Here is an 11,534-nt window from a genome sequence, read left to right as displayed (position 1 = left end):
CTTCCCCGTCGTCGTCCCGGGTCACCCGACGGACGTTTGTGGAAGGGTGGAGACGTGGACGACGAACGACGGACCGCGACCCCGGCAGGACCGCCGCCCGGACCCCCCTCCGGCCCCCGCGACCCCGGCGACGCCTGGGCCTACGGCGAGGACGGCACGAAGGCCTGGGGCCGCTTCGGCGCCGCCGGCCTGCTCGTCGACGACGGACACGGCCGCGTCCTCCTGCAGCACCGCGTCGAGTGGAGCCACCACGGCGACACCTGGGGCATCCCCGGCGGGGCACGCCACCAGCACGAGGACCCCGTCACCGCCGCCCTCCGCGAGTCCGCCGAGGAAGCCGGTGTCCCCGACGACGCCGTCGACCTCCGTCACACCGCCGTCCTCGACCTCGGCTTCTGGACGTACACGACCGTCGTGGGGCGCGCCTCCCGGCCGTTCGAACCGGTGATGGCCGACCGTGAGAGCCTCGCCCTGGCCTGGGTGCCCGTCGCCGACGTCGAGTCCCTCGACCTGCACCCCGGCTTCGGTCGGTCCTGGGCCGCCCTCCGCGCCACGCTCGACCGCACCCCGCACGTCGTCGTCGACGCCGCCAACGTCGTCGGCAGCGTGCCGGACGGCTGGTGGAAGGACCGCGCCGGCGCCGCCGCCCGACTCGTCGAGCAGGTCCGCGCGCTCGCCGCAGTCGGCGTCCCCGCGTCCGCGCTCGACCTGCCGTCGACCGCCTGGTGGCCCCGGTGGACCGTCGTGCTCGAGGGGGAGGCCCGCAGCGCGACCACGGACCCGGCTCCGTCCGCCCCGCGGCCCGGTCTGCCGCCGGTGACGATCGAGCGGGCGGCGGCGTCCGGTGACGACGCGGTCGTCGCCGTGGTCGAGTCCGCCGTCGCAGCCGGCGACGCCCCGGTCGTCGTCGTGACCGCCGACCGTGGGCTGCGGGACCGGGTACAGGCGCTGGGCGCCGCCGTGCGGGGCCCGGGCTGGCTGCGGGAGCTGCTGCCCGACTGAGTCCGGTCTGTCCGGCCTGCGCCTGCCGGTGCCGCTCGTGGCGCGCCGATCGGATGGTCGCCCGGCGACCCGCGCGACGGTGGGCTCCGGCCACTACAGTGGCGAGCACGTCGACGACGACGCTCAGGAGGTTCCCCCATGGAACGGATCACCAAGGCCGACGACCGGGTGCACCGGCCTGCCGGGCCGTGGACCCCCACCGTGCACCGCTTGCTGACACACCTGCACGAGCAGGGCTTCGTCGCGGCCCCCGCCCCGATCTCCCTCGGCGAGCAACTCGAGACCGTGACGTTCGTGCCGGGCGAGGCGGGCGAGTACCCCTGGACCGCCGACGTCGCGAGCGAGGCCGCCCTCGTCACCACCGCACGCCTGCTCCGGCAGCTCCACGACGCCGCCGCCTCGTTCCCGTGCGACGACACGACCGACGTGTGGTCGCAGGCCGGACGTCTGCCGGTCGAGACGATCGTGCACGGTGACTTCGCCCCGTACAACGTCGTCTACGACGGCATCGCGGCGGTCGGCGTGATCGACTTCGACACCGCGCACCCGGGCCCGCGCGTGTGGGACGTCGCGAGTGCGGTCTACCGGTTCGCCCCGTTCACCAGCAGCGCCGACGAGGGGGCACCGGTACCCGAGTTCGCCGACCGGCTGACCCGCGCCGCCGAGTTCTGCCGCGCCTACGGCCTGGACACCCGCTCGCGGAGCGTGCTGGTCGAGACGATGACGGGGAGCCTGGTGTCCCTCGTCACGACCATCGAGACCGAGGCCGCCGCCGGCAACCCGAAGTTCGTCAGTGACCTGGCGCACGGCCACGCGGAGCTCTACCGCGCCGACGTCGCCTGGCTCGAGGAGCACGCGGACGCGATCACGGCCGCCCTGGTCTGACGCGGTCCGTCCGAGCCGGGAACGGCGTCACCGCTCAGCGCCCGCTCAGCCCGCTCGCGGCGGACACCGACCCGGCGTCGGGTAGCGTTCCTCCGGCCATGACCGACAGCCCGGCCGACGCCACCCCGTACGAAGTCCTCGGCGTCCCCGTGACCGCCGACGACGAGACCCTGCGCCGCGCCTACCGCCGCGCGGCCCGCGAGAGCCACCCCGACCTGGGCGGCGACCCGCAGCGCTTCCGCCGGGTGCAGATCGCCTGGGAGCGGATCGGCACCCCGGCGGCTCGCCGCGCTTACGACACCGGTTCGGTCCGGTCCGGCTCGTCCTCGCCGTCGTCGGCACCGTCCGGTTCGGCGGCCTGGAGGAGCGGACCCGGCCGTGACGACTACGCACCCCCGACAGCGCGTCGCCACTCCCGCCCGCGGGCGCGGTCACACGGGCACCCCGGCGGCCGGTCCCGCGAGGTCTTCCTGGCCGGCGAACGCGAGTGGGTCGGACTCGGCGACCCGATCGAGGACCCCTACGACCCCGCCCTCGTCCGCTCGGCACCGCGGTCCGTCCGGCGGCTGCTCGGTGAGGCGCTGGCGGAAGAGGCGACCGCGGCGATCATCGCCGACATGGGCATCGGCGTCACGGTGTGGCACGACCTGGACGCCGGCACGGAGGGCAAGCTCGACCACGCCGTCCTCACCCCGACCGGGCTCTGGGCCGTCGAGTCGATCGACTGGGGTGGCCCGGTCGCGATCGAGCACGGTGAGGTCGTCGGTGAGACCCTCGAGCCCGGGGAGCGCCCGGTCAAGGAGCTCGTCCGCGCGGCCCGAGCCGTGCAGAAGCAGACCCGCGTGCGCTTCACCGGGCGGCTGCTCGTCGTGCCGGACTCCGCCGTGGACGAGGACGTCGAACTCATCGGCACGCCCCGGAAGCCGACGGCGCTCATCGTCCGACGGGGTGCACTCGTGCAGGTGCTCGCCGGCAACTGGTCGCCGGAGGGCTCGGTCGACGTCTTCGCGATCCGGGACCGCCTGCAGCAGACCGTCCGGTTCGTCTGATCCGTCGGAGCACCTGGTCGCCGGCGCACCTGGTCGTCGGCGCACCTGCCCGGTCGGGCCGGTCAGTACCCGCGGAGCTTCTCGAGGTCGCGGCGCTCCCGCTTGCTCGGCCGCCCGGCGCCTCGTTCGCGGATCGGGACGAAGCCGGCCTCCTCGCGGGGGAGGCGGGGCGGGGTGTTGTCCTCGAGGTGCTTCGCCGCCTCGGCCGCGCTCACCCGCTTGAGGATGATGCTCTTCACGACGACGATCCGGTCGAACCCGGCCTGCCGGACGCGGACCTCGTCGCCGGGTCCGACCGGCTGGGACGGCTTCGCCCGCTCGCCGTTGACCTTCACGTGGCCGGCCTTGCACGCCGTCGTCGCAGCGGACCGGGTCTTGGTGATCCGGACCGCCCAGATCCAGCTGTCCACCCGGGCCTTGTCCATCCGGCCACCCTAGCCGTGGCGGTCGGGCGGACCCCGGGCCGTACCCTCGAGGCATGTCCGACGCCGACCTCGACCTCGACGGTGCACCGGCCGCCGCTCTGTCGCAGGCCGAGATCGCGCGTGCCCGGGCCCTCGCCGCGCTGGACGCCGCAGCGCTGGGCGACCGGTTGGTCGTCCGCGCGCACGACGGGGACGGTGCCCGTGACGCCCTGGGCGAGCTGACGGGACGCACCACCGAGACGGTGACCGTCGCCACCCGTCGGGGTCCGGTCACGGTCCGACGTGCCGATGTCGTCGCCGCGAAGCCCGTCCCACCGCCACCACCGCCGCGCCCCCGCCGGACGACCGGGTGATCCGCGCCACCCCGGCGAGCCGCTGAGCGCAGGCCACGGGCGCGCACGTAGCCTCGCAGCATGCTCGTCCCCGACCCACCCGCCGCCGCTGCCGGGCGGACCGAGGACCGTACCGCCCGCGTCCGCTTCGTCCGTCCGACCGGCTGGCGCACCGAGGAGTCCGCCGGTGCCGACCTCCGGGTCCGGGGCGACGACGTCGTCCTCACCGTCCGCTCCCGCCCGAGCGACCGGGCGATCGGTGACGAGAACGCTTCGCTGCTCGAACGGCTGCCGGGCTCGGTCGACGGGCTGCTCCTCGTGGGCTGCGACGTCTGGACCACCGCCGGCGCGCCCGCGCGTCTGGTCGAGTACGTCCGCCCCGACGAGGAGGGTGACGTCGCCGGCGCGCACCTGCTCCTGGTCACGGGCCGCCACCGCGTCGACCTGACGGTCGAGCGGCCACTCGCCCGGATGACCGCAACGGACGACACCGTCTTCGCCGTCCTCGACTCCGTCCGGGTCCTCGACCGGGTCACCGCCAGTGAGTCCCGCACCCTCGAGCCCCTGCCCGTCCTGCTCGCCGGCTCCACCCTCACCGGCCCGTCCCTCGGGGCCGAGGCCGTCTCGACCCTGCAGAACCTCGCCGGGCGCCGCTGGAACCCCGCCCTCCTCCGCACCGACGGCGGCCGCGAACTCGTCGCCGCCGACCTGGTCGGCCGGTTCGGCACGGTCCCGCCCGAGACGGCGACCGTCCTCGCCCCCTGGGCCGACGGGGTGCAGCCGACCACGCTGGACCAGCACGACGACGACGGACGGGTGACGCGCCTCCAGGCCTGGTCCGGCACCGTCGTCGACACCGGTGCCGACGGCCGGTCCGTGGTCGCGTCCGTCCCACCGGAACGGGTCGTCGGACTGCTGGCCGGGAGGCTCGGCATCCGCCCGACGTGGACCTGGCCGTTCCGCACCGCGGTCCTGCCCGGCGACCTGCTCGACCGACGTCTGGCCGGCGGCGAGTCCACTCCCGACCTGCCGGGTGCCGTCGCGTCGGCCGACCCGACCCTGGCCGCGTTCTGGTCGGCCCCGTGGACGGTGTCGGCGCTGCTGCGCCCGGGACGACCCCGGCCGCTCGTCGTGGTCTCGGCCGAGGGGATCGGCTTCGCCCGCGTGGGCCGGACCGAGGGCGGGACGACGGCGTTCACGGCGGAGGCGTCGGCGAACGTCTACCGGACGCTCGTCCGCGCGCTGCTCGGCTGAGCTGCGGCCCCCGAACGCTCTGAGGCGCTGCACCGCCCCGGACAGCACGACACCCGCGCGGGGAGGCGCGGGTGTCGTGCTGCAGGTGCGTCAGGCGGCGGGACCGGCCGTCAGGGTGACGGTCGCGGTCGTCGCGGTGCCGTCGCTCGTCGTGTAGCCGACCGAGACCCGGTCGCCGACGTCGTGCCCGCTGATGAGCTCCGTCAGTTGGTCCGAGCTCGTGACCGCGGTGCCGTCGACACTCGTGATCGTGTCGCCCGCGGCCAGGCCGGCGCTCGCGGCCCCGGAGCCCTCGACGGTGCCGGCGATCGGCACACCGCTGGTCGTCCCGGTCGCGGTGCTGCTGATCTGCACACCGAGGAACGCCGGCAGGCCGATCGTGATCGTGCCCGAGGAGTCACCCGCCAGGATCTCGTCCGCGATCGACTTCGCCGTGCTGATCGGGATCGCGAACCCGGTGACGTCGGCGGTCCCGGAGGACGCCGCGGTCGCCATGCCGACGACTTCGCCCTCACTGTCCAGGACCGGCCCGCCGGAGTCGCCCGAGACGACCTGTGCGGCGAGCTGCAGGAGACCGGTCAGGGACTCGGTCCCGGTGCCCGACTCGCTCTGCACCTGGATGTCCTGGTCGGTGGCGGTCACGGTCCCCTCGGCGGCCACCAGGTCACCGGTGCCCTCGGCGTTGCCGACGTCGGTGATCGTGTCACCGGTCGAGGCACCGCCGTCGTCGTCGAGGGTGACGGTGGACAGCCCGGAGGCGTCGCGCAGCTTGAGGACCGCGACGTCGTTCGTCGCGTCGGTGCCCACCACGTCGGCGGTGTACTGCTCGCCCGTCGTCTCGTCGGTGACCCGGATCGACGTGGCGCCCTGGATGACGTGGTTGTTCGTCAGGACGGTGCCGTCGGAGGTCAGGACCATGCCGGTGCCGGCGGCCTGCTGGGACTGGTCGTAGCCGATCACGGTGTCGATCGTCACGACGCCCTTCTTCTGCGCGGCGGTCGCCGGGGTGGCTGCGGACTCGGACGTGCTGCCGGTGCTGCCGGTGCCGTCCGTGCCCGAGCCGTCGGTCCCCTGGCCGGGGACGGTGAAGCCGTTCGTGCCGCTGCCGTCACCCGGGATCGTGCCGTTCCCCGGAGTCGTGGTGGTGCCCTGGGAGGAACTGCCCTGGGTCTGGCTGGACGTCGTCGTGGTGTGCACCGACGACAGCCCGAGCGCGGTGCCACCGGCAGCGCCGACGATCGCGAGCGCCGTGATGCCCGAGCCGATCACCAGTGCCAGCTTCCGGGAGCGCCGGTTCGTGCCGGGTGCCGTGCCGAACGCCCCGGTCCAGCCATGCGGCGCCACCGGGTCCGCTGCGCCGTGCTGCGCGCCCCCGTACTGCCCGGCGTACTGCCCGCCGTGCTGTTGCGTCCCACCCAGCGCCGGGCTGCCGACGAGGTACGGGCCACGGCCGTCGGGGGAGTAGGCGTACGGACCGGAGCCGTCGGGCCCGTACAGGTACGGACCGGAGCCGTCGAAGGCGAAGGCTGAGCGGAGGGCCGACCGGTCCGCGTGCGGCGGCTCCCACGACGCAGGCTGCTCCCACGACGCAGGCTGCTCCTGCTGCGGGGTGTGCTCCGGCTGCTGGACGTGCCCCGGCTCGCGACGCTCGTCGTCCGGGGTGGGGTTCGGGGTCTCGTTCATCGGTGCTCTCCGGTCGTTCCTCGCGGCCCCGTCGGCCGCCGATGGATGTCAGTACAGGCCTCGATCCCATGACGACCCTATGAACCGACCATGGTGGTGCCGAGCAGCTGCTCGACGGTTGCCGACAGCGGCACCGCGGCCCCGCGGGCCCGCCCCGGGAGGGCCATCCGTTAGGCTCGCCTCACTTCCCATGCGATCCCGATCCGTCGCGCCTCCCGCGCCCGCTCCCGTGTCCCGGCTGGTGCTCGCCACCGTCCTCGCGGTCGTGGTGCTCGCGGTCGCCTGCGCGCTGAGCGTCGCCGTCGGGTCGCGTCCGATCCCGCTCGGTGTCGTCGTCGACACGCTCCTCCACCCGGGGCGACACGACGAGATCGGGCTCATCGTGCTCGGCAACCGCGTGCCCCGCACCGTCGTCGGGCTGCTCGCCGGCGCTGCCCTCGGCGTCGCCGGGGCCGTCATGCAGGGGATCACCCGCAACCCGCTCGCCGACCCGAGCATCCTCGGCGTCAACGCCGGCGCCGCGCTCGCGGTCGTCGTCGGCATCGCGGTGTTCGGCATCAGCGGCACCGCCACCTACCTGCCCTTCGCGTTCGCCGGGGCTGCTCTGGCCGCACTGCTCGTGTACGGCATCGCGGCCGTCGCCCGCGGTGGGCTGACCCCGGTCGGGCTCGCCCTGTCCGGAGCCGTCACGGCTGCCGCGCTCTCGTCGGTCACGACCGCGGTGCTCGTCACCAACGCCAGCCTGCTCGACCAGCTCCGCTTCTGGCAGGTCGGGGCCCTCGCAGGCGGGGACCTCGGCACCGCGGGTGTCGTCGTGACGCCGGTCGTCGTCGGGCTCGTCATCGCCGTCGGTCTCGGACGCTCGCTCAACACCCTGGCGCTCGGCGACGAGCTCGCGGCGTCGCTCGGACAGCGCGTCGTGCTCGTCCGGGCCGTCGGCGCCGTCGTCACCGTGCTCCTCGCCGGTTCCGCGGTCGCCGCCGCCGGACCCGTCGCCTTCGTCGGGCTCGCCGTGCCGCACGCCGTCCGCCGACTGTCCGGGCCCGACCACCGCTGGACGATCCTCCTGTCGGCGGTCGTCGCCCCCGCGCTCCTGCTCGTCGCCGACGTCATCGGCCGGGTCGTCGCGTACCCGGGGGAGCTGCAGGTCGGCATCGTCACCGCCCTCATCGGCGCCCCGGTCTTCATCGCACTCGTCCGGTCCCGGGCGGTGCGAGGACTGTGAGCGGCACCGTGGCGGACCGTCGGCGGGGCACGCTCCGCCGGGAGCTCGTCGTCCTCGTCGGCGCCGTGGCCGCGCTCGTCGTCCTCGTCCTGGTCGGACTCGGCGTCGGTGACATCCCGCTCTCGCCCGCGCAGGTCCTCGGCGCCCTCGTCGGGCACGGCGACACGATCTCGGACTTCGTGCTCGGGCAGCTCCGTGGGCCGCGCGTCCTGGCGGCCGTCCTCGTCGGGGCCAGTCTCGGTGCGGCGGGGGCGATCGTGCAGAGCGTCGTCCGCAACCCGATCGCCAGCCCGGACATCATCGGCATCACCGCCGGGGCCAGCGCCTCCGGCCTCGTGGCGATCGTCCTGTTCGGCGCCTCCGGCGTGCTGCTCTTCGGTGTGGTGCTCGTCGGCGCGGTCGCCGTCGCGGTGCTCATCGCCGCGCTGGCCTGGCGGCGGGGGATCACCGGCAACCGGGTCGTCCTCGTCGGCGTCGGCGTCGGCGCGATGGCCCTCAGCGTGACCGGCTGGTTGCTCACCAGCGGCAGCGTGCAGCAGGCCGGAACTGCGCTCCTGTGGCTCTCCGGCAGCCTCAACGCCGTCGACCGCACCGTCGTCGACGCACTCCTGGTCGGCTTCCTCGTGCTCATGGCGCTCGCCCTCCTGCAGTCGCCGCGGCTCGCGGTGCTGACGCTCGGGGACGACGTCGCGGCGTCCCTCGGGCTCCGACCGGACCGGGCGAAGGTGCTGCTCCTGCTCACCGCGGTGCTCCTCACCGCCGGTGCCGTCGCCACCGCCGGACCGGTCTCGTTCGTCGCACTGATGGCCGCGCCCATCGCCCGGCGACTCGTCGGCGGCGGCAGGATCGCCCTCGGCCCGGCCGCGGCCGTCGGTGCCGTGGTCACCCTCGGGTCCGACCTCGTGGCGCAGTTCGCGTTGCCAGGCGTGACCCTGCCGGTGGGCGTGGTCACCGGACTCGTCGGAGCGCCCTACCTGCTCTGGTTGCTCGCCCGCGGGCGCTGAGACCCGCCCACCGCCTGGCCGCAGCCGGTCCCAGGTCGTGCAGCGTGCCTCCAGGCCGTGCCCAGCCAGCGGTCGGACTCGCCGCGTCACCCCCGGACGCGGGGTCGCTGCGGCTCCGCGCGCAGGCTTGCGGGATCCCGCACGAGGTGCCCGGAACCCCCCGTCCGAGGGTCCGCACGTCGACAGCCGTCGCCGTACCGTCATCGACGACCACCGGACTCCCGACAGCGCCCACACCCGACGGCTGCTGGTCCGGTACGAACGAAGGACAGCATGCCCGAACAGCTCGACGGCGCCCCGATGCGCCGCCGCCAGTGGGGTGCCGAGCGGCGGACCCAGCCGCTCGACACGATCCACGCCCGCCCCTCCGACCGGAAGCTCGTCTCCGGCCGGGTCGCCATCATCCTGACGATCGCGTTCTGGCTGGCCTACGTCGTCTACACCGTGATCCGCCAGTTCCTGGACTCCGGCACCGAGAGCTTCCGGTTCACCACCGAGGCGATCTCGTACACCGTCGTCGTCACCTTCCTGACCTTCTCAGCCCTGATGCACCTGGTCGCCCGCCAGGGGGCACTCGAGCGCTTCGCCACCCACGTCCGCGTCCCGCGCGCCGAGCTCGACCGGCACTTCGCCGAGGGGCACGAGTCGCCGCTCACCGTCCTCGTCCCGAGCTACGCCGAGGAGCCCGAGGTCGTCGCGACCACGCTGTGGTCCGCCGCACTGCAGGAGTACCCGAACCTCCGCATCGTGCTGCTCGTCGACGACTCGCCGTTCCCGACCGACCCGGAGACCGCCGCGAAGCTCGAACGCACCCGCGCCGTCGCCGACACCATCCAGGCGCAGCTCGCCGCGCCGTCGCGCCGGTTCCAGGAGGCCCTGCTCTCCGCCGAGATCGAGGCCGCGGGCGCCCCGCACGCCTCCGTGGAGGCCGTGCGCACCCTGGTCGCGCACCACCGCTGGGCAGACGCCTGGCTCCGCCGCCACGCCCGCGAGCACGGTGTCGCCGACCACGTCGACCACTTCTTCACCGACCAGGTCCTCGTCGGCCTGGCAGACGAGTTCCGCCTGACGGCCGAGGCGCTCGACGCCGCGATCACCGACGCCGGGGACGCCGAGTCCACCGACGTGACCTCGGCGCGCGCGGTCGAGCTGCAGCGTCGCCTGGCCTGGACCTTCACCGCCGAGCTGACCACCTTCGAGCGGAAGCGCTACGCGAACCTCTCACACGAGGCGAACAAGGCGATGAACCTGAACTCGTACATCGGTCTGCTCGGCGGCGCCTACCGCCACGAGGAGACCGCGTCCGGCACCGTCCTGCGCACCGTCACCGACCCGGCCGACGCCGACCTGGTCGTCCCCGCGTCCGACTACGTGCTGACGCTCGACGCCGACTCGGTGCTGCTCCGCGACTACTGCCTCCGCCTGGTCTACTTCCTCGAGCAGCCGGAGAACGAGCGCGTCGCCGTCACCCAGACGCCGTACTCGTCCTTCCGCGGTGCCGCGACCCGCATCGAGCGCCTCGCCGGTGCCACGACGGACATCCAGCACATCCTCCACCAGGGCATGTCGAAGTACGGCGCCACGTTCTGGGTCGGCGCGAACGCGGTCATCCGCACCCGGGCGCTCCGCGACATCGAGGAGACCGAGACCGTCGGCGGCTTCGAGGTGAAGCGGTACGTGCAGGACCGCACGGTCATCGAGGACACCGAGTCGAGTGTCGACCTCGGCATGCACGGCTGGACCCTCGTCAACTACCCGGAGCGGCTGTCCTACAGTGCGACCCCGCCGGACTTCGGCTCGCTGATCGTGCAGCGGCGACGCTGGGCGAACGGCGGCCTGCTCATCCTGCCGAAGTACATCCGACAGGTGCGCGAGCGCCGGGCCCGAGGTGAGCGCGTGAGCGTCGTCGAGATGGCACTCCGCGTCAACTACATGGCGTCCATCGCGTGGGGCTCGCTCGGCCTGATCTTCCTGCTGGCGTACCCGTACGACTCGCGGTTGCTCAGCCCGATGGTGCTGCTCGCCGCCCTGCCGTACTTCTGGCTCTTTGCGAGCGACCTGCGGTACTGCGGCTACAAGCGCACCGACATCCTGCGCATCTACGGCTTCAACCTCGTCCTGATGCCGGTGAACGTCGCCGGCGTGTTGAAGAGCGTGCAGCAGGCGCTCACCGCGAAGAAGATCCCGTTCGCCCGGACGCCGAAGGTCAAGGACCGCACCGCCTCGCCGGCGCTCTACGTCCTGGCCCCGTACGCGATGGTCGCGTTCTCGGTGTTCACGTTCGTGCGGGACTTCGGCGCGCAGAACTGGGGCAACGCGGTGTTCGCCGCGTTCAACGCCCTGCTCGCGATGTACGCGATCGTCGCCTACATCGGCCTGTGGAACTCCGTCGTCGACGTCTTCATCTGGGCGACGAGATGGATGTTCTACGACCCGTCCGCCCGCGCCGCACGCCGTGCCGCCCGGAAGGAGGAGCGCGCCACCGCGAAGGCGGTCCGTCGCGGTCTCGTCCCGGCGGCACCACCCGCGACCGAGGACTGGCGCTCCGTGCTCTACTTCGGCCAGCGCGGCACCACCATCCCCGAGCACCTGGGGACCGACCACCTCGGGACCGGCACCACCGGCATCCGGCACGGCCTCGCCGTGCAGCACGACGAGAAGACGGCGGCCTGACC

10 protein-coding genes are annotated in these 11,534 nt (G+C 73.9%); 8 read left to right on the top strand and 2 right to left on the bottom strand.

The features are described from left to right. Positions 1-54 precede the first annotated feature (54 nt). From DEJ33_RS08045 to DEJ33_RS08035, 3 genes are all read left to right on the top strand, one after another. Positions 55-1,002 (top strand): NUDIX domain-containing protein, encoded by a 948-nt coding sequence (locus DEJ33_RS08045; protein ID WP_111194669.1) that lies wholly within the window; start codon positions 55-57, stop codon positions 1,000-1,002. A 138-nt stretch (positions 1,003-1,140) separates the two neighbouring features. Continuing rightward, entirely contained in the window at positions 1,141-1,887 is a 747-nt protein-coding gene (locus DEJ33_RS08040; RefSeq protein ID WP_111194668.1) for a phosphotransferase enzyme family protein, read from the top strand. Between the two features lie 98 nt (positions 1,888-1,985). Then, complete coding sequence (locus DEJ33_RS08035) at positions 1,986-2,936, top strand: DnaJ domain-containing protein (protein ID WP_111194667.1); 951 nt, start codon at positions 1,986-1,988, stop codon at positions 2,934-2,936. Positions 2,937-2,998: 62 nt separating this feature from the next. Here the strand turns inward: DEJ33_RS08035 and DEJ33_RS08030 are convergent, their stop codons facing one another. Next, positions 2,999-3,361, bottom strand: a complete 363-nt coding sequence (locus tag DEJ33_RS08030; RefSeq protein ID WP_110903073.1) for an RNA-binding S4 domain-containing protein — start codon at positions 3,359-3,361, stop codon at positions 2,999-3,001. Positions 3,362-3,414: 53 nt separating this feature from the next. On the opposite strand from DEJ33_RS08030, the gene DEJ33_RS08025 reads away from it, so the two are divergent. Both DEJ33_RS08025 and DEJ33_RS08020 read left to right on the top strand, forming a co-directional pair. Continuing rightward, entirely contained in the window at positions 3,415-3,714 is a 300-nt protein-coding gene (locus tag DEJ33_RS08025; protein ID WP_258374593.1) for a hypothetical protein, read from the top strand. A gap of 60 nt (positions 3,715-3,774) precedes the next feature. Further along, entirely contained in the window at positions 3,775-4,947 is a 1,173-nt protein-coding gene (locus tag DEJ33_RS08020; RefSeq protein ID WP_111194666.1) for a hypothetical protein, read from the top strand. A 90-nt stretch (positions 4,948-5,037) separates the two neighbouring features. On the opposite strand, the gene DEJ33_RS08015 is transcribed toward DEJ33_RS08020, so the two are convergent. Next, a complete protein-coding gene (locus DEJ33_RS08015; protein WP_111194665.1) occupies positions 5,038-6,630 on the bottom strand; it encodes a S1C family serine protease in 1,593 nt (530 codons plus the stop codon). A 190-nt stretch (positions 6,631-6,820) separates the two neighbouring features. Here DEJ33_RS08015 and DEJ33_RS08010 point away from each other — a divergent pair, with 190 nt between their 5' ends. From DEJ33_RS08010 to DEJ33_RS08000, 3 genes are all read left to right on the top strand, one after another. Beyond that, complete coding sequence (locus tag DEJ33_RS08010; RefSeq protein WP_111077652.1) at positions 6,821-7,855, top strand: iron ABC transporter permease; 1,035 nt, start codon at positions 6,821-6,823, stop codon at positions 7,853-7,855. After that, the gene (locus tag DEJ33_RS08005) at positions 7,852-8,859 is read left to right on the top strand and encodes an iron chelate uptake ABC transporter family permease subunit (protein WP_258378128.1); all 1,008 of its coding nucleotides are present in this window, start codon (positions 7,852-7,854) and stop codon (positions 8,857-8,859) included. Before DEJ33_RS08010 ends, DEJ33_RS08005 begins: the two co-directional genes overlap by 4 nt. A 273-nt stretch (positions 8,860-9,132) precedes the next feature. Next, positions 9,133-11,532, top strand: coding sequence for a glycosyltransferase family 2 protein (locus DEJ33_RS08000; protein ID WP_111194664.1), 2,400 nt, complete (start codon positions 9,133-9,135; stop codon positions 11,530-11,532). The last annotated feature ends 2 nt before the right edge of the window (positions 11,533-11,534 follow it).

Source organism: Curtobacterium sp. MCPF17_047, assembly GCF_003234045.1.
GTDB lineage: Bacteria > Actinomycetota > Actinomycetes > Actinomycetales > Microbacteriaceae > Curtobacterium.
This window is presented reverse-complemented; position numbering and strand designations above follow the sequence as displayed.